General features: G+C 64.2%; 18 protein-coding genes. 12 read left to right on the top strand and 6 right to left on the bottom strand.

Features of this window, described 5'->3' with window-relative positions:
- Positions 1-2 precede the first annotated feature (2 nt).
- Both HX851_RS26880 and HX851_RS26875 read left to right on the top strand, forming a co-directional pair.
- Positions 3-521 carry a DUF3299 domain-containing protein gene (locus HX851_RS26880; RefSeq protein WP_177066142.1) on the top strand — a complete coding sequence of 173 codons (519 nt, stop codon included), beginning with the start codon at positions 3-5 and terminating at the stop codon, positions 519-521.
- A 96-nt stretch (positions 522-617) separates the two neighbouring features.
- The gene (locus HX851_RS26875; protein WP_177058189.1) at positions 618-1,316 is read left to right on the top strand and encodes an OmpW/AlkL family protein; all 699 of its coding nucleotides are present in this window, start codon (positions 618-620) and stop codon (positions 1,314-1,316) included.
- Between the two features lie 63 nt (positions 1,317-1,379).
- Here the strand turns inward: HX851_RS26875 and pgnE are convergent, their stop codons facing one another.
- A complete protein-coding gene (pgnE, locus tag HX851_RS26870) occupies positions 1,380-2,309 on the bottom strand; it encodes a UDP-N-acetylglucosamine epimerase PgnE (protein ID WP_177066132.1) in 930 nt (309 codons plus the stop codon).
- On the bottom strand, positions 2,302-3,186 hold the full coding sequence (locus tag HX851_RS26865; protein ID WP_177058187.1) for a sugar nucleotide-binding protein: 885 nt from the start codon (positions 3,184-3,186) through the stop codon (positions 2,302-2,304). The genes pgnE and HX851_RS26865 overlap by 8 nt, the downstream gene beginning before the upstream one ends.
- A 164-nt stretch (positions 3,187-3,350) precedes the next feature.
- On the opposite strand from HX851_RS26865, the gene HX851_RS26860 reads away from it, so the two are divergent.
- Positions 3,351-7,652 carry a DEAD/DEAH box helicase gene (locus HX851_RS26860; RefSeq protein WP_177058186.1) on the top strand — a complete coding sequence of 1,434 codons (4,302 nt, stop codon included), beginning with the start codon at positions 3,351-3,353 and terminating at the stop codon, positions 7,650-7,652.
- A 93-nt stretch (positions 7,653-7,745) separates the two neighbouring features.
- Here HX851_RS26860 and HX851_RS26855 read toward each other — a convergent pair whose 3' ends face one another.
- On the bottom strand, positions 7,746-9,824 hold the full coding sequence (locus tag HX851_RS26855) for a mechanosensitive ion channel family protein (RefSeq protein ID WP_177058185.1): 2,079 nt from the start codon (positions 9,822-9,824) through the stop codon (positions 7,746-7,748).
- A 281-nt stretch (positions 9,825-10,105) separates the two neighbouring features.
- Here HX851_RS26855 and HX851_RS26850 point away from each other — a divergent pair, with 281 nt between their 5' ends.
- On the top strand, positions 10,106-11,317 hold the full coding sequence (locus tag HX851_RS26850) for an MFS transporter (protein WP_177058184.1): 1,212 nt from the start codon (positions 10,106-10,108) through the stop codon (positions 11,315-11,317).
- Between the two features lie 89 nt (positions 11,318-11,406).
- Here the strand turns inward: HX851_RS26850 and HX851_RS26845 are convergent, their stop codons facing one another.
- Entirely contained in the window at positions 11,407-11,616 is a 210-nt protein-coding gene (locus tag HX851_RS26845; RefSeq protein WP_176973802.1) for a tautomerase family protein, read from the bottom strand.
- A gap of 106 nt (positions 11,617-11,722) precedes the next feature.
- Between HX851_RS26845 and HX851_RS26840 the strand changes: the two genes are divergently transcribed.
- The 6 genes from HX851_RS26840 (at position 11,723) to HX851_RS26815 (ending at position 16,568) form a co-directional block, all read left to right on the top strand.
- Positions 11,723-12,643 (top strand): LysR family transcriptional regulator, encoded by a 921-nt coding sequence (locus HX851_RS26840; RefSeq protein WP_177058183.1) that lies wholly within the window; start codon positions 11,723-11,725, stop codon positions 12,641-12,643.
- A 233-nt stretch (positions 12,644-12,876) separates the two neighbouring features.
- Positions 12,877-13,845 (top strand): CobW family GTP-binding protein, encoded by a 969-nt coding sequence (locus tag HX851_RS26835; protein ID WP_177058182.1) that lies wholly within the window; start codon positions 12,877-12,879, stop codon positions 13,843-13,845.
- Between the two features lie 29 nt (positions 13,846-13,874).
- Positions 13,875-14,618, top strand: a complete 744-nt coding sequence (nthB, locus tag HX851_RS26830) for a nitrile hydratase subunit beta (protein WP_177066133.1) — start codon at positions 13,875-13,877, stop codon at positions 14,616-14,618.
- 16 nt (positions 14,619-14,634) lie between these two features.
- Positions 14,635-15,255 carry a nitrile hydratase subunit alpha gene (nthA, locus tag HX851_RS26825; protein ID WP_177058180.1) on the top strand — a complete coding sequence of 207 codons (621 nt, stop codon included), beginning with the start codon at positions 14,635-14,637 and terminating at the stop codon, positions 15,253-15,255.
- A 9-nt stretch (positions 15,256-15,264) separates the two neighbouring features.
- Entirely contained in the window at positions 15,265-15,567 is a 303-nt protein-coding gene (locus HX851_RS26820; RefSeq protein ID WP_177058179.1) for a nitrile hydratase accessory protein, read from the top strand.
- A 32-nt stretch (positions 15,568-15,599) separates the two neighbouring features.
- A complete protein-coding gene (locus HX851_RS26815) occupies positions 15,600-16,568 on the top strand; it encodes a GlxA family transcriptional regulator (protein WP_177066134.1) in 969 nt (322 codons plus the stop codon).
- Positions 16,569-16,577: 9 nt separating this feature from the next.
- On the opposite strand, the gene HX851_RS26810 is transcribed toward HX851_RS26815, so the two are convergent.
- Both HX851_RS26810 and HX851_RS26805 read right to left on the bottom strand, forming a co-directional pair.
- Positions 16,578-17,633: a HoxN/HupN/NixA family nickel/cobalt transporter gene (locus HX851_RS26810; RefSeq protein WP_177066135.1), complete on the bottom strand. Its 1,056-nt coding sequence runs from the start codon at positions 17,631-17,633 to the stop codon at positions 16,578-16,580.
- Between the two features lie 282 nt (positions 17,634-17,915).
- Positions 17,916-21,248 carry an ATP-binding protein gene (locus HX851_RS26805; protein ID WP_177066136.1) on the bottom strand — a complete coding sequence of 1,111 codons (3,333 nt, stop codon included), beginning with the start codon at positions 21,246-21,248 and terminating at the stop codon, positions 17,916-17,918.
- A 284-nt stretch (positions 21,249-21,532) separates the two neighbouring features.
- On the opposite strand from HX851_RS26805, the gene HX851_RS26800 reads away from it, so the two are divergent.
- The gene (locus HX851_RS26800; protein ID WP_177058175.1) at positions 21,533-23,422 is read left to right on the top strand and encodes an MAC/perforin domain-containing protein; all 1,890 of its coding nucleotides are present in this window, start codon (positions 21,533-21,535) and stop codon (positions 23,420-23,422) included.
- Positions 23,423-23,511: 89 nt separating this feature from the next.
- Positions 23,512-24,369: a hypothetical protein gene (locus HX851_RS26795; protein WP_256262427.1), complete on the top strand. Its 858-nt coding sequence runs from the start codon at positions 23,512-23,514 to the stop codon at positions 24,367-24,369.
- Positions 24,370-24,396 lie beyond the last annotated feature (27 nt).

The following is a 24,396-nucleotide window of genomic DNA, read 5'->3' as shown; positions in this document are numbered from 1 at the left end:
TGTTGTCCCGCCTGTTGCTGGCGCTGCTGTTGCTGGCACCCCTGCCGTCATGGGCCAAGGACGAGCTGCGGGAGCTGGCCTGGCAGGAGATGATCCCGCCGGACGCGCCGCCGGAAGTGCCGGATATGCGCCCGCTGCATGACCTCTCGCAGTTGGGCAACATGGACCCCGAAGCCGCTCCGGCGGCCAGGCAGGACCTGCCCGATGCCCCGGTGGTCAAGGCCCTCGACGGCCAGCATGTACGCTTGCCGGGCTATATCGTGCCGCTGGAAGTGAGTGAGGAAGGCCGCACCACGGAGTTCCTGCTGGTGCCGTATTTCGGCGCCTGCATCCATGTGCCGCCACCGCCGTCGAACCAGATCGTGCATGTGACCAGCGAGCTGGGGGTCAAGCTCGACGAGCTGTACCAGCCGTACTGGATCGAGGGCGAACTGCAGGTCAAGCCGAGCACCAGCGACCTGGCGGATGCGGGCTATAGCATGGAGGCGCAGAAGATCTACGTGTACGAGTTGCCGGAATAAGGCAACTCGCCTTTCATTGAGCTGAGTCAACGACCGGATCAGCTCGCTCTTTACCATTGGCTCCAGTGAATTCGAAACGTCCTCTGGAGCCCTCCCATGCACAAGTCCTTGCTCAGCGCGTCGCTCATCGCGCTTGCCCTCGCCACCCCGTTTGCCCACGCCCACGATGCCGGTGACATCATCGTTCGCGCCGGGGCGATCACGGTCAATCCGAAAGCCGACAGCTCCAGCGTCAAGGTCGATCGCGGCCCGCTGGCCGGTGCCGATCTCGGCGGCAAGGCGACCATGAGCAGCGACACCCAGCTGGGCCTGAACTTCGCCTACATGCTTACCGATCACGTCGGCCTCGAACTGCTGGCCGCCACCCCGTTCGAACATGACGTGAAGCTCAAGAACACCGCCCTCGGCGCCGCCAACGGCAAGCTCGGTACCCTCAAGCACCTGCCACCGACCTTGAGCGTGGTGTACTACCCGCTCGATAACAAGTCGGCGTTCCAGCCTTATGTGGGTGCGGGCATCAACTACACCTGGATCTACGACGAGCACGTCGGCAGTGAAGCCAGTGCCGCCGGTTTCGACAATTTCCGGGCGAAGAACTCCTGGGGCCTGGCCTGGCAGGTCGGTGCCGACTACATGCTCACCGACAACGTGATGATCAACGCCCAAGTCCGCTACATCGACATCGACACCACCGCCTACGTGGACAACAACGCCGTGGCCGGCGGCACCCGTGCCAAGGTCAACGTCGATGTAGACCCGATGGTCTACATGGTCGGCCTGGGCTACAAGTTCTAAGCCCACCCCGGAATGAAAAAAGGCGCCTCGAAAGGCGCCTTTTTTCATTCCGCGCGCACGCTCTCAGCGTCCCAACAACCGCGCCAGTCCGACACTCATCGGGGTCGGCTCGGGGAAGACGAAGCGCTCCAGCAGGCGCCGGTTGTTCGCCCGGGAATGGCGGATATCGCCGGAGCGGGCCGGGGCGAATGTCACTGGCGGCAACGGGCCGACGACTTCGCCCAGGGCCAGCAGCATCTGGTTGAGGGTAGTGGAGCGGTTCAGGCCGACATTGATCGCGCCCTCCTGCACCTGCGGCGACTCGAGCGCCTGCAGCAGGACCTTGACCAGGTCACCGACGTAGATGAAGTCGCGGGTCTGCTCGCCATCGCCAAACACGGTGATCGGCAGGCCTTTCTCGGCGCGCTCGCTGAAAATGCTGATGACCCCGGAATACGGCGAGGACGGATCCTGGCGTGGCCCGAAGACATTGAAGAAACGGAAGATCACCGGTTCCAGGGCATGCTGGCGGCGGTAGAAGTCGAAATAGTATTCGCTGGCCAGCTTGTCCGACGCATACGGCGTCAGCGGTGCCTTGGGCGTGTCTTCGTCGATCGACTCACCTTCGCCGTTGTTGCCGTAGACCGCCGCGCTGGAGGCGAAGATCACCCGCTTCACGCCCGCCTCGCGCATGGCTTCGCAGACATTCAGGCTGCCGATGAAGTTGCTCTGGTGCGTACGCACCGGATCGTCCACCGAGGCTTGCACCGAGGCCACCGCCGCCAGGTGCACCACCGCCTGGCAACCGTGCATGACCCGGGCGACCAGCGCGGCATCGGCGACATCGCCCTCGATCAGCTCGACCCGGGGATTGTCCAGGGCCAGGTTGCTGCGTTTGCCGGTGGACAGGTCGTCCAGTACACGGATCGAGTAACCCTTGGCCAGCAGCAGCTCGGCGAGGTTGGAACCGATGAAGCCGGCCCCGCCGGTGATCAGAATCGGCGCATCAGCCATGACGATAGAACCTGTCCAGTAAAGCCGGCAGCCCGGCGCGCCAGGCGCGGGGCTTGATACCGAAGGTGTGAAGGATTTTCTTGCAGGCCAGCACCGCATGCTGCGGCTCTTCGGCGGCATCCGGGCGGGCCGCGTGGGCCTGGGCAGTCGGCGCCTCGATCGCCAGCGGATGGAAATTGCGCGCCTCGCCGAGGATCGCCTGCCCCAATGCCAGCGGCGTGGTCGCCTCATGCCCGGCATAGTGATAGGTGCCCCACAACGGCGCCGCGCAATCGAGCTGCTTGAGCACCGAAATGATCACCCGTGCCGCATCGTCCACCGGCGTCGGGTTGCCGCGCCGGTCATCGGCCATGAGCAATTCTTCCGGACGCTCGGCACGGGCGAGGAAACGTCCCAGCGCGCCGTCGATGCTGTCGTCCAGCAGCCAGCCGAAACGCAGCAGCACATGTTGCGGACAGGTCGCGCGCACGCTCTGTTCGATGCGCCACAGCGCCTGGCCACGCAGGCCGAGGGGCACCGGTTCGTCCTTTTCGCTATAGGCGGTCGCCCGCGAACCGTCGAAGACCCGGTAGCTGGACGGCTGCACCAGGACGATATTGTGATGCTGGCACAATTCGGCCAGGCGCTCGACCGCGGACTCCTGGCTGGACAGGCGTGTATCGCTGACCGCCTCCGCCTGAAACCAGTCGAAATAGTAAGCAAGGTTGATCAACGCATCCGGACGGGTGTCGTCGAGCAGTTGCGTCAGGCTCGCGGCATCCCAGCCGTCTTGCGGCGGGCGGGGGGCGAGGAAGCCGATGTCTTCCTCTGCACCCAGGCGAATCAGCGCCTGCCCGAGGGCATTCCCGCCGCCCAACAACATAAGGCGCATTCGCATAGATTCAGCAGGCCCAGGTCTGTTCAGAACGATGGAGGTTTGCGGCAAAACCGAGGTTTTCCCGTTGGCAATAACCACAATCGTTGCATTTTGCGGGTTTTGGATGCAACCGTCACGGGGAAACTGCCTTGCACTTTATCCGCGTCGCCCGCATAAAGTGCAGTATGAACCTTCCCGAACCAGCCCCCGGCGCTCTGGCGGCGTTCCATCCGGCCGTCAGTGCCTGGTTTTGCAAGACTTTCCCGGACGTCACCGCCGCCCAGGCCCGTGCCTGGCCGCTGATCCGCCAGCGCCGCTCGACGCTGATCGCCGCCCCCACCGGCTCCGGCAAGACCCTCACGGCCTTTCTCGCGGTCATCGATGAGCTGGTGCAACAGGGCCTGGACCAGGGCGGCAAGCTGGCGGACGAAACCTTCGTCGTCTATGTCTCGCCGCTCAAGGCACTGTCCAACGATATCCGCATCAACCTGCAGGAACCGCTGGCCGGCATCACCGCCGAGCTCGAACACCTGGGGCTGCCGCCCTTGCCGATCAGCACCGCGGTGCGCACCGGCGATACACCGCAGAAAGACCGCACGCAGATGCGCAAGCAGGCGCCGCATATCCTGGTCACCACGCCGGAATCGCTGTACGTGCTGCTCGGCTCCGACTCCGGACGGCGCATGCTCGCCACCACCCGCACGGTCATCGTCGACGAAATCCATGCGATCGCCGCCAGCAAGCGTGGCAGCCACCTGGCCCTGAGTCTCGAACGCCTGCAGGCGCTGTGCCGCGAGCCGCTTTTGCGCATCGGCCTTTCCGCCACGCAAAAGCCCATCGACGCGGTGTCGCGTTTCCTCGTCGGCAACGAACGGCCCTGCGCAATCATCGATATCGGCCATGCCCGCCCACGAGACCTGGGCATCGAAGTGCCGCCGGTGCCGTTGGGCCCGGTGATGGCGAATGACGTCTGGGAACGGGTCTACGAGCGACTCGCCGAACTGGCCCGGGAACATCGCACCACCCTGGTATTCGTCAACACCCGGCGCCTGGCCGAACGGCTCGCCCGGCACGTCAGCGAACGCCTGGGCAAGGAAGCCGTCGCCGCCCACCATGGCAGCCTCGCCAAGGAACAGCGCCTGGAAGCCGAGCAACGGCTCAAGCGCGGCGAGTTGCAGGTGCTGATCGCCACCGCTTCGCTGGAGCTGGGCATCGATATCGGCGAGGTCGAGCTGGTCTGCCAGATCGGTTCGCCGGGCTCCATCTCGGCCTTCCTGCAAAGAGTCGGGCGCTCCGGTCACCAGATCGACGGAACGCCCAAGGGCCGGCTGTTTCCGACTTCGCGCGATGACCTGATCGAATGTGCCGCCCTGCTCGACTGCGTGCGCCGCGGCGAGCTGGATAGCCTGCTGATTCCCCGGGCGCCGCTGGATGTGCTGGCGCAGCAGATCGTCGCCGAGGTCAGTTGCCAGGAGTGGCAGGAAGCAGCCCTACTGGACATGATCCGCCGCGCCAGCCCCTATGCCGGCTTCGACGAACAGCATTACCAGGCGCTACTGCAGATGCTCGCCGAGGGTTTCAACAGCCGCCAGGGACTGCGCAGCGCCTATCTCCATCGGGACGCGATGAGCCGTACCCTGCGCGGACGACGCGGCAGCCAGTTGACCGCGCTCACCAGCGGCGGGACGATTCCGGACAACGCCGACTACGCCGTACTGCTGGAACCCCAGGCACTGAACATCGGCAGCGTCCACGAAGACTTCGCGGTGGAAAGCATTGCCGGCGATGTGTTCCAGCTGGGCAACAGTTCCTACCGGATCCTGCGGGTCGAAACCGGCAAGGTGCGCGTCGAGGATGCCCATGGCCAGCCACCGAGCATTCCCTTCTGGCTCGGCGAAGCGCCGGGACGCAGCAACGAGCTGTCCTTCGCCGTCGCACGCCTGCATGGGCATCTGGATGAGTTGCTGGGGGCCACGCCGGGCGACTTGCAGCCCAGCCTCGACTGGTTGTGCGACCGCATCGGCCTGGAGCTGGCCGCTGCCGAACAGATCGTCGAATACCTCGCCCGCGCCCGCCTGGCCCTGGGCGCCCTGCCGTCCCGCGACACCCTGGTGATGGAGCGGTTCTTCGACGAGTCCGGCGGCACCCAGTTGATCATCCACACGCCATTCGGCAGCCGGATCAACCGCGCCTGGGGCCTGGCCCTGCGCAAGCGTTTCTGCCGTACGTTCAATTTCGAATTGCAGGCCGCCGCGAGCGAGGACGCCATTGTCCTGTCGCTGTCCACCAGCCACAGCTTTGCCCTGGAAGAGGTCTGGCGTTATCTGCGCAGCAACAGTGCCGAGCAGATCCTCGTCCAGGCGGTGCTCGACGCTCCGCTGTTCGGCGTGCGCTGGCGCTGGAATGCCGGGGTCGCCCTGGCCCTGCCGCGCTTTGTCGGCGGACGCAAGGTACCGCCGCAGATCCAGCGGATGAAAGGCGAGGACCTGACGGCCTGCGTCTTTCCGGACCAGATCGCCTGCCTGGAAAACCTCGCCGGCGAACGCGAGATTCCCGACCATCCGCTGGTGGAACAGACGCTCGACGATTGCCTGCACGAAGCCATGGACTGCGAAGGCTGGCTGGCCCTGCTACGGCGAATGGAAGCCGGCGAGATACGCCTGATCGCGCGCGACCTGCCGGCGCCGTCGCCGCTGGCGGCGGAAATCCTCAGCGCCAAGCCGTACACCTTTCTCGACGATGCGCCGCTGGAAGAACGGCGCACCCAGGCCGTGCTCAATCGACGCTGGAGCGATCCGAGCAGCACCGACGATCTCGGTGCGCTGGATAACGAGGCCATCGCCGCCGTGCGCGCGGAAGCCTGGCCGCAACTCAATGGCACGGACGAAATGCATGAGGCGCTGATGAGCCTCGCCGTGATCAGCGATGCCGAGGCGCGGGACAATGAGCACTGGCCGCAATGGCTCGAAGCCCTGGCCGCCAGCGGTCGCGCTACCTGCCTGCGGTTCGACGGTCACGGCCTGTGGGTCGCCCTGGAGCGCCTGACCTGCCTGCAAGCGCTTTATCCACAGGCCATTGCGCAACCGCCGTTGCTGCCACTGGCGGATTTCGACCAGGCCTGGGATGCGGACGAGGCCGCCGTCGAAGTGCTCCGTGCCCGCCTCAGCGGCTTTGGCCCGCTGTCACTGCGCGAGATTGCCGGCCCCCTGGCACTGACCGACGCCCAGTGGGTCCAGGCCCTGGCGAAACTGGAAAGCGAGGGCTATGTGCTGCGCGGACAGTTCACCCCTGGGGCGACAGCAGAACAATGGTGCGAACGGCATCTGCTGGCGCGTATTCATCGCTATACGGTCAAGCGCCTGCGGCGGGAAATCGAACCCGTGGCCCTGCAGGACTTCATGCGCTTCCTGTTCGACTGGCAGCACCTGTCCAGTGCCAGCCAGGCCCAGGGCAGTGCCGCGCTGCCGATGATCGTCAGCCAGCTCGAAGGCTACGCGGCGGCGGCCGGAGCCTGGGACAGCGATCTGCTGAGCGCGCGCCTGAAGGATTATTCGTCGACCTGGCTGGATGACTTGTGCCGCTCGGGCAAGCTGGTGTGGACACGCCTGAACGCCCGCAACAAGGCCGCCAGCACCACGCTGCGCAGCACACCGATCGTGCTGCTGCCACGCAGCCGGTTGCAACTGTGGAGCAGCCTGGCCGAGCAGACGGCCATTGAGGCACTGTCGCCGCGAACCTTGAAAGTCCACGCGGCCCTGAGCGAACACGGCGCACTGTTCTTCGATGAGCTTTTACACGAAGCCCACCTGCTGCCGACCGAACTGGAAACGGCGTTGCAGGAACTGGTGGGCGCCGGCCTGGTGAATGCCGACAGTTTCGCCGGGCTGCGGGCGTTGATCACACCGGCCAGCAAGCGCCAGCAGCGCTCCGGTCGACGCGGGCGCGGGGCCTTTGTCGGCGGGATGGACGATGCCGGACGCTGGGCGCTGCTGCGACGAGCGTCGACGCCGGCGGCCGACACCGAGCGACTGCCAGAGGAAACCCTGGAACAGGTCGCCATGACCTTGCTGCGCCGTTATGGCGTGGTGTTCTGGCGATTGCTGGAACGGGAGGCGGAATGGTTGCCGAGCTGGCGCGAGTTGTTGCGCACCCTGCATCGCCTGGAAGCGCGCGGCGAGATTCGCGGCGGACGTTTTGTCAGCGGGCTGGCCGGCGAGCAGTTCGCCCTGCCCGAAGCCATCCCGCTGCTGCGCGAGGTACGCCGCCGCCCCCTGGATGGCAGCCTGGTCGCGGTGTGTGGCGCCGATCCGCTGAACCTCGCCGGCACGCTGTTGCCGGGCAGCAAGGTACCGGCGCTGGCGGGCAATCGGCTGGTGTATCGCGATGGTGTACCCGCGGCGGCCGAAGTGGCCGGCAAGCCGCTGTTCTGGCTGGAACTGGCGCCGCAGGCGGCGACCGAAGTCCGACAGAAACTGATCCTCCACTGATCGTTCCCACGCTCTGCGTGGGCATGCAGCCCGTGACGCTCTGCGTCCAACGAGGGCGCTACCACGCGAAGCGTGGGAGCGATCATCCGCCGGCTATTGAGACCGCGACAAGACCACTGGCGAAGTCTCTGTCGGTGGCACCTGCGGCTCGTCCTCCAACACCGGCGCCCGGTTCGGCAACATCACCTGCTGTGGATAAGTCTGCGCGAAATGCACCCACGGGCTCTGGTCCACCAGTTTCTTCAGCCGTTCATTGAACGCCCGGCTGACGCTGTACTGCCCACCCGACACAGTGCGGAACTGCGCCGTCAGGACCACGCCATTGAGGTCCATGCGATCCACGCCGAACACCTCCAGCGGACCTTGCAGGTTGAACTTGAGAAAGCTGTCCTCGCTGATGGAGCGCCCCGCTTCACGAATCAGCGCGCTGGCTTTGTCGATATCGGTGTCGTAGGTGAACTGCACCGAGAAGAAGGCGAAGGCGAATTGCCGCGACTGGTTGGTGACCGCCTTGATCTGGCCGAACGGCACCGAATGCACGAAACCCTTGCCGTCGCGCAGGCGCAGGGTGCGGATGGTCAGGCCCTCGACCGTACCGGCATGGCCGGAATCGAGCACTACCCAGTCACCGACGGACAGGGTGTCCTCGATGATGATGAACAACCCGGTGATCACATCCTGCACCAGTTGCTGCGAACCGAAACCGATCGCCAGCCCGACCACCCCGGCCCCCGCCAGCAGGGGCGCGACATTGATCCCCAGGTTGGCCATGGTGGTGATGGTGCAGATCACCACCAGGATGATCTTCACCGCATTGCGCAGCAGCGGCAGGATGGTCTTGACCCGCATGCTCGGTTGCTTCGAAGCGCGGCGATTGACCGGTGGCTTGAGAGCTTCCTGAATCGCCGTATCGAGCACCACCCACAGCAGCCAAGTGGCCAACAGGATCAGGCCGATACGGCTGAGGGCATCGCTGATGGCCCGACCCACGGTGTTCTGCACGGCGAACTCATAGAGGGACAGCCCCCAGATCCGCCCGAGCAATTCAATGAAGGTAATAGCCAGAGCGATCCGCAGCAACGCGTGCAGCAGGCTCAGCAGGCGTTCCTTGTAGACGCTGCTGCGCTGGATCGCCAGGGCCCCGCGCGCCTTGAACAGGTGCTGGAAGAGCGTGCTGAGAAACACCGTGGCGATCAGCAGCACGGTGGTCAGCAAGGCGCAGCGCAGGGCTTTCTGGCTGTCTTCGCCGGCACCGATCAGGTTGATCGCCGAGACCAGCACCATCAGCAGGATCGGCCAATACCACAGGCCGGAAAAAATCCGCAGCGACTCCTGCAACGCCGGCTGGCCCAGGCGCTGGGACAGCGAACGATTGCGGATCAGGTGGGCCACCGGACGTCGCAGGCGGAACACCAGCACGCCGAACAGGACCGAGGCGAACAGCCCGGTGAATACTGCCACGCTGCTGGTGATATTGCCGCCCAACTGGCGGGCGATCTGCGGGCTGGTCAAGGCATCGCTGAGGGCCGCGAGGAAGCCGATCAGAAACAGCGGACGCGGGCTGTAGTCACGGATGATCCGTACCGCCCGGCGCTTGTGTCCGACATCGAACAGCACATTCAGGCACAGCAGCAGCGCGGTGGAGAACACGCCGCTGCTGGTGGCATAGGCCAGGCACAGCGCTAGCGCGCGGCCAACAGAAGCGGGCAGGAAATGGCTGGTATAGAGAGTCAACGGCAGGCTGATCAACGCCGGCAGCATGTAGGGCAGCACATACCCCACCAGCGACTGGCTGCGCTCACGGGGCTGCAGCAGGCGATGGCGATTGAGCCGGCGCGCGGCGACTCGGCCGAGCAGCGCCAGCCCGGCAAAGCTGCCGATCCAGGCCAGGGACAACAGGATGAAATCCGCCGCGACGCTCCAGGGCGAGCGGTCAACGGTCTGGCTCACCAGCCGGTCCATTTCGTCGGCCGCACGGTCGGCACGCAGACGCCAGGCGTCCAGCAGGTTGTCGTTGAGGTCGAGTTTGTCCTGCACGTCCTCGATGCTGGAGCTCAGGGCCCCGAGCAGGCCACCCTGCACCAGCGGCGGCGGTGAGGCCTGGGTCGGTGGCGCGGCGGCTGGCGCAGCGCCCACGCCGCAACTGACGGACAACAGAAAAATCGAAAGCATGATTGCCAGCTTGAACCGGAACACGGATGGGCCCTCTTCGGCAGTTTCTGTAAGAAACTGAGTCCCTTGGCGTCAGCAAAGTTCGGTTCGAAGTGGATGAAGATTCCCCTACACCCGGTAAAGCCAAGCGTCACGGCGGTCATCACACGCAGCGCATGGGAACGATCAACAAGGGGATATTTGCATTCAGTTCAAATATGTTGTGCCGATACCTGTATTTTTCCGCACAAGTGAAACAACGACACTGCGCTCCTGATTTAAACCCACCGGAGTTTGCAGCCATGCCCATTGCCTTGCTCGCGCTGACCCTAAGCGCCTTCGCCATCGGGACGACCGAGTTCGTCATCGTTGGCCTGTTACCCACCATCGGCACCGACCTCGGGGTCAGCCTGCCATCCGCCGGCCTGCTGGTCAGCCTGTATGCGCTGGGTGTCGCCATCGGCGCCCCGGTGCTCACCGCCCTCACCGGCAAGGTTCCGCGCAAGTTGCTGCTGTTGTCGCTGATGGTGCTGTTCACCCTCGGCAACCTGCTGGCCTGGCAGGCGCCGAGCTATGAATCGCTGATCGTTGCGCGGATCGTCACCGGCCTGGCCCACGGCGTGTTCTTCTCCATCGGCTCGACCATCGCCACCAGCCTGGTGCCCAAGGAAAAAGCCGCCAGCGCGATTGCGATCATGTTTACCGGCCTGACCGTGGCGCTGGTCACCGGCGTGCCCCTGGGGACTTTCATCGGCCAGCATTTCGGCTGGCGGGAAACCTTCCTGGCGGTCTCGGCCCTGGGTGTGATCGCCTTTATCGGCAGCCTGATCTACGTGCCGAAAAACATTGCCCACAGCAAGCCGGCGTCGCTGCTGCAACAATTGCAGGTGCTGAAACAGCCACGCCTGTTGCTGGTGTATGCGATGACGGCGGTGGGTTATGGCGGTTCGTTCATCGCCTTCACCTTCCTCGCGCCGATTCTCCAGGACATCTCCGGCTTCAGCGCCGGGACCGTCAGCCTGGTGCTGCTGGTGTATGGCATCTCGGTCGCCGTGGGCAATATCTGGGGCGGCAAGCTGGCCGACAAGCGTGGCCCGATCGGCGCGCTGAAACTGATCTTCCTGCTGCTGGCCGCCGTGCTGTTGGTCCTCACCTTCACCGCCAGCAACCCGTGGCTGGCCTTGGCTACAGTGCTGGTCTGGGGTGCGGTCGCCTTCGGCAACGTGCCGGGCCTGCAAGTGTATGTGGTCCGCCAGGCAGAGCATCACACTCCGCAAGCGGTGGATGTGGCGTCAGGCTTGAATATCGCCGCGTTCAACCTGGGTATCGCCGGCGGCGCCTGGGCCGGCGGCCTGATCGTCGCCCATCTGGGTCTGATTCATACCGCCTGGATCGGCGGGCTGGTGGTGCTGGTCGCCCTGGCGCTGACCGCCTGGAGCGGTCGCCTCGATCGCCTGGGGCCGGTCTATGCCGAACCCGCGCCAGGTTCGGCACGGGTGGTGGGCGGACACTGAGTCCGCCCCATGGGAGCCGGCCTGCTGGCGATGGTATCGACGCGATCTCCTGCCGGACCGCGCTGCCTGGATCGCCGGCAAGCCGGCTCCTACAGTTTGGATTCGGCCTTCAGAATTTCGGTGGTGCTCAGGCCACCGTGTCCCCAGTTATCGGTATCGATCTCCTCGATCACCACATGGGTCAGGTCCGGCGCCTTGCCGAGCACCCTTTCCAGGGTATCGGTGATTTCGGCGATGACCTGGGCTTTCTGCTCACGGGTCACGCCCGTACGGGTAATGCGCACACTGACAAAAGGCATGTTGTTCTCCAAGGGATTGCGTCCATGTTGAACTCACTGTATTGATCAACCTTGGCTGGGGCAATATCGCACCCCGACCTTTATTTGATCCCCGGTGTAATCAATCATGCGCAGACAATTCGATGACATCCTCCTCGGCAGCATCGAGCTGTTCTGCCTGGCCGCCGAAGCCGGCAGCTTCACCGCCGCCGCCTCGGTGGCCGGGGTCACGCCGGCGGCGGTCAGCCGGTCGATCTCGCGCATGGAGGAACGCCTGGGAGTACGCCTGTTTACCCGCACCACCCGCAGCGTACGCCTGACCGAAGGCGGCCGGGCCTACTTCGAACAATGCCGGCAGGCGCTGACGCAACTGTCGGAAGCCCAGCGCGAAGTCATGGGCAAGCAGCAGGAGCCCGCCGGTACCCTGCGCATCAGCATCCCCACCACCTATGCGCACCATCGCATCCTGCCGCTGCTGCCGGCGTTTCGCGCCCGCTACCCGGCGGTAAAGGTCGAGACCCATATCAGCAACCGTAATATCGATTTCGTCGAGGAAGGTTATGACCTGGCGATCCGCGTCCGCGTACTGCCCGACTCCGGGCTGATCGCGCGGCACCTCGAAGACGCCGCGCTGGTGATGGTCGCCAGCCCCGACTACCTGCGGCGGGCCGGCACTCCCCAGACCCTGGAAGACCTGCAACAGCACGAGTGCATCCAGTTCGAACTGCCCAGCAGCGGTCGACGGATCGCCTGGTTGTTCAAGGAGGACGGCAAGGACCGTGAACTGCTGGCTGAGAGTGGCTACTGCTGCTCGGAAGACGTGCTCGGCGGCGTGACCCTGGCCAGGCACGGCGCCGGCCTGTTCCAGACTTACCGCTTTATCGTCGAGCAGGAACTGGCCGACGGCTCGCTGGTGGAAGTGTTGAAACCCTACACCGGGCGCTCGCGCCCCTTCACCCTGCTCTATCCCCATGGTCGGCATGTACCGCAACGGCTCAAGGCCTTTGTCGACTTCCTGCTGGAGCAACGGGACGGCTGGAACACTTGAGGCTGCACCAGAACAGCGCCACCCGCCCCACCGGGGCATCGGTTTTCTACCCGGCAAATCGATAGCGCTTGTCCATTTCGGTCGTAAACAACCTGAATGGCAAACCTGCCCCACCAAACACGCCATCCCGACCGCCCTGGCGGACAACCCGGCATTAACGGAACGCCTCTGGCACGACATCAGCCCATACAGCACGACAGGCTGTGGGTCGTCACATCGCCAGAGGTTCCTGCATGACACGCGAAAAAATCCCCGTCACCGTTATTTCCGGCTTTCTCGGCGCCGGCAAGACCACCCTGGTCAATCACCTGCTGGAGCAGACATCGACGTTGCAGATCGGCATCGTGGTCAACGAGTACGGCGAGGTCGGCATCGACGGGCAACTGATCGTCGCCGAAGAGCAGGCGCTGATCGAAATCAACAATGGCTGTGTCTGCTGCACGGTCCGCGCCGACCTGCTGGCCAGTATCAAGACCCTGTTGCAACGCGACGGTCCGCCACTGGACCGGCTGATCATCGAGACCTCGGGTCTGGCCGATCCGGCCCCCGTGCTGCAGACCTTCCTGGTGGACCCGCAATTGCGCCAGCAGGTCGAACTGGAGTCGCTGGTCACGGTGGTCGATGCGCGGCATTTCCGACAGCAACTGGACAACGGGATCGTCCGCGAGCAGGTGGCTTTCGCCGATGCGATCATCCTCAACAAACGCGATCTGGTGGACGACACCACCCTCGCCGACCTCGACCGACAGATCCGGCAGTTGAACCCTACGGCAGCGGTGTTCAACGCCGAACGCTCACGGATAAATGCCCGCCAACTGCTCGGCACCCGGCGCTTCTCACTGCCGAACCTGCTGATGATCGAACCCGAGTTGCTGGACGAAGAGGCACACGACCATGAGCACGATGCCGCCATCGGTTCCTGCTCGGTCATCGCCACCGGAGCCCTCGACCCTGATCGCTTCAGCCATTGGGTCAACCGTCTGGTGCAGGCACAGGGCCCCCAACTGATGCGCATGAAAGGCCTGCTGAACTTCGCCGGCGAAGCCCGCCAGTTCCACTTCCACAGTGTGCATATGCTGCTGGAATCGATGCCGGGCCGGCGTTGGGCGGATACCGAGGAGCGCAGCAACCGCTTCGTGTTTATCGGCCGCGACCTGGATAGCACGCGTCTGCGCGAGGGTTTCCTGGGTTGCCTCGACTGATCGCCTCTTCTTTCGGCAAGGAGCATTCCATGAAGCTGCAACACCATATCGGCGGCCTGCAGAACCTCGGACCGATCGAGTTCGAAAAGCGGGTCTTCGTCCAGGCCTGGGAAAAACGCATCTTCGGCCTCCACACCGTGATGATGGCCGAGAGCACTCACCTGGACCGAGCCCTGGCGCGCTATCCGATCCAGGATCTGGCCAGCCGTTTCCGCCACGAGTGGACCTGGGCGTCACTGCGCACCGGCGCCGAAGGCATGCAACCGTTCGAGTACTTCAAGTTCCGCTACTACGAGAAGTGGCTGATGGGCCTCTCCGGGTTCTTTGTCGAGCAGGGCTATATCTCGGCCGGGGAGCTGCAAGCCCTTACCGAGCACTATCGCCGACAGCCAGGAGCGGCACTGCCCGAACAGCCGAATGCCTCGATTCGCCAACAGGTGCAGCGCTACCTCCGCCACGGTGATTCACCGCTGCGGCCACGCCAGGCGCCTGCGGCCTTCGCGCTGGATCAGGCTGTGCGCGTCGGCGATCCGCAAGCGGTCGAACACACCCGCCTGCCCGGTTACCTGCGCAACAAGCCCGGGGTGATCGTTGCCGTCTACGAGGGCGCCTACGGTTACTTCGTCAACACCGGCGCGGACGGGATCGGCGAGCCGATGCCGGTCTACCGGGTCGCCTTTGCGGCGGCGGATCTCTGGGGCGCGGCAAGCTGTGACGCCAATACCCGGATCCACGCCGACCTGTTCGAAGCCTACCTCGCCCCTCTTCACTGAATTCGCGGAGCCTGCCATGAACCCACTCTTCAACCATGAACAAGACCGCGAAAGCGCCAGCGCCGCCAAGGTCCGCGCACTCGAAGCGCTGCTGATCGAAAAAGGCGTGATCGGCAGCGATTCGGTGGACAGCGTCCTGGACTACTTCGAAACCATCGCCGGCCCGCTCAACGGTGCCCGGCTGGTGGCACGGGCCTGGGTCGACCCGGCCTTCGCCGAACGCCTGGTCGCCGACACACCCAAGGCCATCGCCGAGCTCAACCTGGCCCAGGGCATGGACGGCGCCGAGGGTGAACACATGATGGCAGTGGCCAACAGTCCGGACGTGCACAACCTGGTGATCTGCACCCTGTGTTCGTGCTACCCGTGGCCGATCCTCGGCCTGCCGCCTTATTGGTACAAGGATCCGGTGTTCCGCGCCCGCGGCGTACGCGAGCCACGGGCCGTGCTGCGTGAATTCGGCGTACCGATCAGCGCCGACAAGGAGATCCGGGTCTGGGACAGCAGCGCGCAGATTCGCTGGTTCGTGATCCCCGAGCGTCCCGTCGGTTCCGAACACCTGGACGAAGCACAACTGGCCGCCCTGGTCACACCCGAATCGATGATGGGCGTCGCCCTGGTTCAACTGCCGAACTGAGGAACTGCCATGTTTACCCGCTTCGAAGAATTCGCCGCGTCGAGCATGCTCGGCCATCCGGATTCACCGCCCCGCCACCAGGGCAAGCTGCAGTTCGATCAGGATTGGCAGCGCCAGGTGTTCGGCCTGGCCCTGGCACTGTCCAAGGAAGGCCATTTCGAATGGGAGGCCTTGCGGCAGAAACTGATCGCCTCGATTGCCGAATGGGAACAGCAGCCTTGCGCGAATCAACCACCCTGGGATTATTACGAACGGTTCTTCCAGGCACTGCTCGATACCTTGCAGGAACACGGCCTGCCGTTTGAACGCTAGGCTAATCCCACCTCCTTGCGGATCAATCCCCCATGCGCAAAATCACCGTGGCGATGGTGCTCTTCCCCGGCTTCCAGTTGCTTGACATCGCCGGGCCCCAGGACGCCTTTGCCGAGGTCAGGCGCCTCAGCCAGGGTGACTGCCAGTACGAAATGCTCACGGTCGCGACCACCCGTGGCGCACTGTCGTCCTCCAGCGGGATGACGGTGATGCCCGACCGGACCATCTTCGATCCCTGCCCACATTTCGACACAGTGATCCTGCCCGGCGGAACGGGGATCTTCGATGTGCTGGAGGATTCGACCCTCGGCGCCTGGCTGGTCGCCCAGCACAAGAGCGCCCGACGCCTCGCCGCGATCTGCAACGGCGTATTCGCCCTCGGTGCGGCGCGGTTGATCAACCACCGGACCGTGACCACCCACTGGATGGATGCCCCGCGCCTGGCCGAGATGTTCCCCCTGAGCCGGGTCGAGGCTGATCCTATCCATCATCGCGACGGATCGATCTACACCACCGCCGGGGTCACGGCGGGGATCGACCTGGCCTTGCTGATGATCGAGGAGGACTTTGGCAAGAAGCTCGCCGTGGCGGTTGCCAAGTACCTGGTGGTCTACCTGCGGCGGGCCGGCGGCCAGTCACAATTCAGTCCGCTGCTGGAGACCCAGGCCCACACCGACTCCCAGGTGCTGGCGACCCAGGATTATCTGCTGCGCCATTTGCAGGCCGGGCACAGCCTGCAAGCCCTGGCCGAGCGGGTGCACATGAGCCCGCGCAACCTGTCCCGCCTGTTCACCCGCGAGACGGGTAAACCGCCCATGGCGTTTCTCGCCGACGCCCGTATCGATGCCGCCCGGCGTTATCTGGAAACCACCGAGCTGTCCCTCAAGGAGATTGCCCGGCACTGCGGTTTCGACAGTTCGGAGGCCTTGCGGCGGGTGTTTGCCAAGCGGCTGGCGATCAATCCCGGAGACTATCGCCAGCGCTTTCATTCAGGCGGCTGACCTCGCAGGTCAGCGCACGCTGTCCAGGCGATCGAAGCCGCGCAGTTTGTAGAACATCATCGACAGCGCCCAGCTCGCGACGAAGATCCCGATGATCAGGTAGCCCAGGCTGCCGAAGTTGTCGTTGAGCATCGCCACGACGTCCCACACCGCGCCCCGCGGGCTGTAGGTATCGGCGAACAGGCCGAGGGCCTCGACGCTGCCGACTACCAGGGCCACCAGCACCGAAACCAGGGTGATGGTCATGTTGTAGTAGATCTTGCGGGCCGGCTTCAGGTAGGCCCAGCCATAGGCACCGAGCATCAGGTGGCCGTCGAGGGTATCGACCAGCGACATGCCGGCACTGAACAGCAACGGGAAAATCAGCACCGACCATGGCGACAGGCCTTGCGAGGCCTGGGTCGCGGAAATCCCCAGCAGGCTGATTTCCGTGGCGGTGTCAAAGCCGATGCCGAACAGGAAACCCAGCGGGTACAGGTGCCAGCTGCGGCTGATAAAACGGAACAGCGGTTGCAGCAGGCGGTTGAAGAAACCACGCTTGTTCAGCAATTGGTCAAAGTCGCTGTCGACATAGGCTTCGCCGCGTTTGAGCTTGCGCCAGGCCTGGTAGATCGAGCCGAAGATCACCAGGTTGGTCAGCGCGATGATGAACAGGAACGACGCCGACACCGAGGTGCCGAACACCCCGCCGACCGCCTTGAAGTGCTCGAATCCGGCACCCATTTTCACCACGGCGAACGCCACCGCGACCGAGGCCAGGAGCACGACGCTGGAGTGCCCCATGGAGAAGAAGAACCCGACGGTGACCGGGCGCTGGCCATCCTGCATGAGCTTGCGGGTGACGTTGTCGATGGCGGCGATATGGTCAGCATCCACCGCGTGACGCAGGCCGAAACCGTAGGCCAGCAGCGCGGTCGCCAGCAGCACCGGCTGATCGTGAAAGGCCAGGAGCGCCCAGCCCCAGGCAAACACATTGAGCGCCAGCAGTACGCCGTAGATGGCGAACAACCGGGCCTTGATGATACCGCTGGAGGCTTTGTACTGCTGGATCAGCCTTGAGATCACTGAGGTTCTCCTCGGGAAATGAGGCCCTGTTCAAAGGGGCGGGGAATCGGGTCGCGGCGAACACTCCGCGTCCTCGCGCCAGCCACGCAAACTTCGCTCCAGAAACCGGACGTACTGGATGAAATCGGTGCAGGACTGTCCGTGGTTGCAAGAAATACTGGCCGCCGTGGACGCAAACGAAGGAAAAGGTCAGCGGGCGGGCCAACGACGCACCTCGCAACCGTTCGGAACATGCACCAAAGTTGCCCCTGGCGAGTACAAAGAGTGCGCAAACGCCGCGCCTCAGGAAGACCGTGGGAGAACCGCTGCCAGCTCGGGCATGGTCGCGACAAAGCCGAGCTGCTCGGCTTCGCGGCGAATGGCGTGCAGCAACTCGACGTTCGAACGATCCGCGCTCTGCAGCCATTGCCCCGCCGCGCCGATCAGCCGTACATGGTGGCGGATCCAGGCGCAGGAGGCCGACTCGGGAAGAATCGCCATCTGCTGCCCATGATTGATCGCCTGCTCGATATCCCCCGCCAGCAGGCAGACTTCGGCGGCGCTCACCCGGAACTGCAAGACATTGTGAGCCAGGCACGCCTGGTCCAGCAGGGCCTCGCCCCGCGCCAGCGCCTGGCGCTTGAGCGTCTCGTCGTCGAGCAGCAACGCCAGGCTGCCGTAGACCCAGGGACCGATATAGCGTTGCAGAGCAAAACGCTCGACCCGTTCCGCCGCTTCCATGATCAGGCCCTGCGCCCGGCCCCGCTCGCCCTGGCGCAGCGCCACCCGCGCCAGCCCTTCGAGGAGGATCGCCTCGAAACGACTGGCGCCGAGGTTGCGCGCCAGCTCAAGGGCATCGGACAACTCCTGCCCCGCTTCGGTATCGCGGCCGGCGGCCGACAGCACCCAGGAGGCGGTCAGGCGGGAAAACACCTCCGCCCGGTGGTTACCGATCCTGCGACTGCTTTCGATGGCCTGCGTGGCATCGCGCAAGGCCGCTTCCGAGTGGCCCAGGTAGAACTGCGCCGAACCCCGCGCACTGCGATTGCCCGCTTCCACTTGCACCAGTTCATGACGCTCGCACAGGCGCACACACTGGTCGAAGACTTCGTAGGCGGTCTGCATGCTGCCCTGGGCATAGTAGGAGTCACCAATGCCACTGAGGGCCTTGGCCTGGGTCTCGAGGTGCAGGCCGATGCGGGCAAAGGACAGCGATTCCTCGTGCAGGCGACGGCACTTTACATAGTCGCCACGCGGAAAATAGATATTGCCGCGCAGGTGATACAGCCGAGCCAGTGCCGTATGCGCCTGCAAGCCCTGGGCGACAGGCAGTGTCTGTTCAATCAGGTTCTCTTCTTCGTCCAGGCAGTCGAGGGTGTTCAGCACCGCCGCCAGGCCCAGCGCCGCTTCGATGCGCTCTTCGTCCCGCGCGGCCAGCGTCAGCGCCTGCTGGAAACTGTCGCGCGCCTCGCTGGTCCGGCCCAGGCCCGAGCACGCCTGGGCGCGGAGCAAGGCCAGGTCGAAACTGCTCGCGGCGCGCTCGCCCCGGCCGGCCGCCTGCAGTCCCAGGGCCAGCACGCTGTCGTACTGGCAGGCCTGCAGCTTTTCGAGCATGGCGGCCAGCAGCGCATCGAAGGCCTCCGGAGCATCGGCCCGCAGCAGGTGCTGGGCGTGCAATACCCGGTCACGATGGTGATAGAGCGTCGCCACCGCGCGATGCAACTGTTCGCGCAGGACCCGCGGCATCGCGTCGTAGAGACAGTGCATGACCAGGTCGTGGACAAACATGTAGCTGCCCGGCTCGACCTCACGCAACAGGCTCTGGCGCCATTGCGCTTCGGGGACGTAGTCGGGCTTGCCCAGCGCCTCGCGCCAGAGCGCCAGATCGAAGCGATTACCGAGCACGGCAGCGTAATGCAGGGCCCGGCGTTGTTCGGGGGAGAACCGATCCACCCGTGTCTGCACCAGATGCCGCAGGCTGTCCGGGAGCACGCCTTCCTGGTTCGACAACAATTGTGTGAGGTACAACGGATTACCCTGGGCCCGTGTCACGCAGTCGGCACGATAGCCGGGATCGATCTCGGGAAACTGCTCCGCCAGCACCGCCGCTTCCCGTGCGCGAATCGGCGCGATATCGAGCAGGCTCATGGGATTGGCGCAATGCGGGCGCAGCTGGCTTTCCAACGGATCGCCCTCGGGACGGGAGGTCAGCAGCCAGACGATCGGCGCCTCGTTGGTGGCATTGAGCAGCTTGCCGAGCATGGCAAACAACGTCGCGTCGCCCCAGTGCAGGTCTTCAACGGCAATCAGCAGGGGCTGCTGCACCGCGATACGCAGCAGTAGTTGCAACAGCGCGTTGAACAGGCCTTGTGTCCGCGCCTCGCTGCTCATCGCCGCATACAACGCCAACTGCGCCTTGAACGACTCACCGGCGGGATGCACACCGGTCAGTATCTGCAGGAACATGAGTTGTTCGGCCGACAGTTTCAAACGCAGCGCCGCCGCTTCCAGTTCCTGCCCGCTGATGGGTGGCGAAGTCCCCGGCGCCAGCAAGCTGCACACCAGTTGTCCGAGAGGCCAGAGGCCATGGTCCATGCCGAAGTCCAGCACGTCGCCGCGATGGCAGGCGAAGCCGCCCTGCCGGGCCATCTCGAAAAACTCGCTGACCAGTCGCGTCTTGCCGATGCCGGCCATGCCACGCAGATAGACCACATGGCCGTCCTGGCATTCCTCGGTGGCCTCGATCACCCCTTTGAACTGCAGCACTTCTATCGCCCGGCCCACCAGCGGCCGCGGCGCATTTTCATCGAGGTTGCGCAGACGCTGGCAGCGTCGATAGGCAGGAAACGCCGCCTCACCCGCGGCGAACTCGAACCGTGGGGACAGTTGCTCGACTAGGTTCTGTGCCACATGCACCGGGGCATTGCCATGCTGCACGGGAAACGCGTGGTGAATCAGGGCCAGCGCCTCGGCAGGCAGCGCCTCGACGTCGCGGCTTTCGCGAACCAGCCGCAGCGCAATGCCGTGCCCGGCCCGCACCAACTGTTCGCGACTCAAGGCCAGGGCGCAGAGCAAGGCGCGTTCGCTGTCACTGCGATAGGCCTGTGGCGAACCGAACCGAGCGATGACCAGGCCCGACGTGGCGTCGACCGGTACCCCGCCGAACTGCCGGATCAGTCGCTCGATGTCCTCGGCAAACAACAGCACCGATGTCGATGCGCGGTTATCGGGCGACAGGTCAGTGGCGAAGCACAACTCCAGCACATAGCGAATGACCGCATAGTCTGCCGCCTGCGCCGAGAATACGCTGTCGTGCAATTCACTGAGGGTCTGCTCGATGTCCTCAAGCGCCGCTGTGACCGATTGCCCGAGCAGGGCGCTGACATCGACCTCGAAGGCCGTGGCCAGGTGGCGGGCGGTGCGATACAGCACCGGCTTGCCCGTCTCGGCCCGCTTGATGGAGGCGATGGACACGCACAGATGACGGTTCAGGCAGGCTTCGGCGAGGGTTTCCTGGCTCAGGCCATGCTGTTTGCGCAGCCCTTTCAGCAACCCGCCATCGAGCAGCACGCGGCCGTCGGAAATCGCCGACCCAGGCCTGGCCACAGCGGAAAGCGAAGGGTTCCTGGAATCCATGTCGATAGCCCCGGCCGCCCCGTCACCCTGGGCAGGCACGCCAATAAACGCACAATCGGATGTCGCAATCAGCGAATGCCGGGCCGTGATGACCTGGCAGCCGGTCGAGTGTACCCCAGCAGCCAGGCAGCAATCACGGGGTGAACCGGCTGTTTGCGCATTTAACTGATACCAAACTGATACCGGACTGACACTGCTCTGGACTGTCTCACCCGCCCCGCTCTTCCGATACTGGTCTGCGTCAGTGGAGCCAACTGATACAACCTGGACGAGGGGAGAAGACGATGAGCAACGACATCGGTGGTTCGCAGCTGCTGGGACGCGGTTTGAACAAACTGGACTGGGCCAGCGAAAGCAAGGAATGCCAGAAAGTCGGGGATACCGAAAGCGCCAAGCGCGAGGTGACCTATGACAGCAAGTCCTACAGCATCGGCCAGCACGTCACGCTGGACCCGATGAGCAAGGAAGACTATTTCACGGAAAGCTTTTCGTCCCACGAAGAGTATGAAAAGCACACTCAGTCGAGTGTCGAGGCCAAGGGCAGCTATGGTGCCTTCTCCGCCGGCTTCAAGGCCACCTTCGGCAGCGATATCTCCCAGCTTGAAGAGCGCGAAGCCGCCCTCTACAGCCACACCGTGCGCTTGTGGAAACTGAGCCTGGCGGTCAATCCGGACAACGCCACCGAGGCGTTCAAGAGCCGCGTCAAGGAACTGCCCCAGGCTTTCGATCAGGCTGACGCCAAGACGTTCTTCAACTTCTTCGTCGACTTCGGCGCCGATATCGTCAATGAAGTGCTCGTCGGCGGTTCGCTGAACTACGCCATGACGGCGTCCAAGAGCTACCTCAGCAACAAGAGCAGCCTCAAGGCAATGGTCGAGGCGGAATACGGTGCGTTTGTCAGCGCTACCGCTTCCACCGAGATCAAGGAAGAGGTCAAGCGGCACCTGGCCAATCGCAACAGCCGGCTGACCACCTCTGGCGGCACCCACTCCATCAGCTTCAACTCGCTCACGCCACGTGACTACAGCGCCGATTTCGCCGCCTGGCGAAAATCCCTGCCTGACAGCCCACGGGTCGTCGAACTGAAACTGGCGCCGGTGTTTCTCTTCGTCAAGGAAGGCCCGACCCGTAATGCCCTGGAAGAGGCGTATCAGTGGTACACCAGCTACAAGGCGGAGATTGACGCGAACTGGGCCGACTCGCTGATCGTCATCGGTCGCTCCACTCGCCGATCCTCGCTCAATGCCGCGGCCAACGGTCCGGCCTTGCGCACCGTGTTCGTCGACAACAAGAGCAAGAGCACCAGCGAAAGCTTCCACTACCCGCCCGCCGCCGACGCCGCGCCCATCGCCTTCGAACAGTTCTGGGATGCCCTGGCGCTGCTGCTGAAACAGAAGAGCGGGCACAAGCTGTTGCTGGCCACGGAACGCTGGCCACGCCACAGCAACTACTATCCGAGCCGCGCCATGCGCGAAGCGCTGCTGGACAACGGCGCCAGCGACAAGACCCTCCAGCGCTGGGAAATCCTGACCAAGCATATGCAGCCCAACCCCCAGGCCGGCCTGACGTACGCCCTGGCGGGCAACGACCTGGAAGTGCCAGGCGTCGACGGCCTGATCGCCGGCTTCGGCAAGCCGGGCTACGACCTCAACCCGCGGGTGAAAATCAGCGCACGCCTGTCCCATGACTCCTTCGGCAAGGTGAAGCTGGTGCAGACCGGCAAGACCCTCGAAGACACACAAACCGTCCTCTACCTGATGCGCAACAACACCGGCGATCATCCGGCACTGGCCGTCGACCCGCAGAACAAGACCCGGGTGGTCATGCAGACCCCGGACATCGGCAATCCCGGGCAATTCTGGTACATGCCGGAACTGGAAAAACCCTACCCGGAAATCAACAACCCGATCCTGCTGATCAACTACGAGACCGGCAGTTGCCTGCAAGGCATGCTCGACCAGGGCGATTGCCGGCTCCACCCCATCAAACCGGGCCGGCAGGAGGATGATGTGATCTGGGACCGCCGCGGCGGCGACGTCTTTCATCTGTTGATGGTGTACTACCATATGCGCAGCCTGTGCCTGACCCAGGTCGAAAAACGCGCGGCAGTCCGCCAATGGCGCGAGCCCCATGGCATGGACTGGTTACGCGAGCAGCAACAGCCACATCGTTAAGGCCTGTCGCGGTCGATCCGACACGATTGCCGGATCGACCGTCTGCCCAACCGGTCTCCTTTGCAGCCCCTGACATGAGTGGTCTCTCCATGATGCAGTTTTTCAACAGCATTCCCTTTATCGAGGATGGCGCCGAGTCGCCACTCGATACCCGTACCTTCCCTTTCCTCTACAACGACCAGGGCCTCGCGGTCCCCAGCCGCGAAGCACTGGGCCGACGGATCCCGCCGGCGCCCGACAGGCCCGAGCTGGAAAGGGGCAGGAAATACACTGGTATCACGTGGGAAACCCGCAAGGTGCCGACGGCAACCGGTTCCTATGAAATCAAGGAGTTCGATTTCCACGCCAAGGAGGTGCACTACGAGCCGCTGTGGGCCACGGAAGAAACCGCCCAGGCCTTCGGCATGACTTTGCTCAAGAGCGGTGAATGCATCCGCTTCGAATACGAAAAACTGATCCTGGCGCAGTACACCTACGGCAAGTGGGCCGGCCACCAATCGCCCTACCTCGGCCCGGCGCGCCAGCGCGAACTGTTGACCTACAACCCGACCGACCTGGAGTACCACAACTTCGCCCACGTGTTCTTTTCCCGCTACACACGGCTACCACTGGTGATCAGCGTGGCGCGCTGGCGGCCCTACGCGAACGAGATCTGCCTGGCGGACCTGTGGCTCAAGCCCGGCGAGGCCCTGGTGCTACCGCCCAAGACCTTCCCCAGCCCCCCCACCACCGAAGCCGAGAAACGGCTGAAGATCGTCGACATGCATGGCAACCGCAATTCGGCGCTGGCCTGCTGGTTCAAGGACGGCGAGGATTGCCTGCTGACCGAAACCATCCTGGCCAACCCCGAGCTGATGGCATCCGAAATGGGCAGGCCGCACTACCACGAAGAGAAGACGCCAACCCGGCATGAGTTGCCGCCCGGCTATATGAACACCGACCTGTAGGAGCCTGGTTTGCCAGCGAAGAGGCCC

It is taken from the genome of Pseudomonas gingeri (assembly GCF_013385635.1).
Classification (GTDB): domain Bacteria; phylum Pseudomonadota; class Gammaproteobacteria; order Pseudomonadales; family Pseudomonadaceae; genus Aquipseudomonas; species Aquipseudomonas gingeri_A.
Note: the sequence above shows the minus strand (reverse complement) of the source record. Positions and strands in the feature narration are given on the sequence as shown.

What these genes read in the sequence shown, in the direction of transcription:
- HX851_RS26875 (WP_177058189.1), top strand. Translation starts at nt 618, where the DNA reads ATGCACAAGTCCTTGCTCAGCGCGTCGCTCATCGCGCTTGCCCTCGCC.
- pgnE (WP_177066132.1), bottom strand. Translation starts at nt 2,309, where the DNA reads ATGGCTGATGCGCCGATTCTGATCACCGGCGGGGCCGGCTTCATCGGT.
- HX851_RS26865 (WP_177058187.1), bottom strand. Translation starts at nt 3,186, where the DNA reads ATGCGAATGCGCCTTATGTTGTTGGGCGGCGGGAATGCCCTCGGGCAG.
- HX851_RS26860 (WP_177058186.1), top strand. Translation starts at nt 3,351, where the DNA reads ATGAACCTTCCCGAACCAGCCCCCGGCGCTCTGGCGGCGTTCCATCCG.
- HX851_RS26855 (WP_177058185.1), bottom strand. Translation starts at nt 9,824, where the DNA reads ATGCTTTCGATTTTTCTGTTGTCCGTCAGTTGCGGCGTGGGCGCTGCG.
- HX851_RS26850 (WP_177058184.1), top strand. Translation starts at nt 10,106, where the DNA reads ATGCCCATTGCCTTGCTCGCGCTGACCCTAAGCGCCTTCGCCATCGGG.
- HX851_RS26845 (WP_176973802.1), bottom strand. Translation starts at nt 11,616, where the DNA reads ATGCCTTTTGTCAGTGTGCGCATTACCCGTACGGGCGTGACCCGTGAG.
- HX851_RS26840 (WP_177058183.1), top strand. Translation starts at nt 11,723, where the DNA reads ATGCGCAGACAATTCGATGACATCCTCCTCGGCAGCATCGAGCTGTTC.
- HX851_RS26835 (WP_177058182.1), top strand. Translation starts at nt 12,877, where the DNA reads ATGACACGCGAAAAAATCCCCGTCACCGTTATTTCCGGCTTTCTCGGC.
- nthB (WP_177066133.1), top strand. Translation starts at nt 13,875, where the DNA reads ATGAAGCTGCAACACCATATCGGCGGCCTGCAGAACCTCGGACCGATC.
- nthA (WP_177058180.1), top strand. Translation starts at nt 14,635, where the DNA reads ATGAACCCACTCTTCAACCATGAACAAGACCGCGAAAGCGCCAGCGCC.
- HX851_RS26820 (WP_177058179.1), top strand. Translation starts at nt 15,265, where the DNA reads ATGTTTACCCGCTTCGAAGAATTCGCCGCGTCGAGCATGCTCGGCCAT.
- HX851_RS26815 (WP_177066134.1), top strand. Translation starts at nt 15,600, where the DNA reads ATGCGCAAAATCACCGTGGCGATGGTGCTCTTCCCCGGCTTCCAGTTG.
- HX851_RS26805 (WP_177066136.1), bottom strand. Translation starts at nt 21,248, where the DNA reads ATGGATTCCAGGAACCCTTCGCTTTCCGCTGTGGCCAGGCCTGGGTCG.
- HX851_RS26800 (WP_177058175.1), top strand. Translation starts at nt 21,533, where the DNA reads ATGAGCAACGACATCGGTGGTTCGCAGCTGCTGGGACGCGGTTTGAAC.
- HX851_RS26795 (WP_256262427.1), top strand. Translation starts at nt 23,512, where the DNA reads ATGATGCAGTTTTTCAACAGCATTCCCTTTATCGAGGATGGCGCCGAG.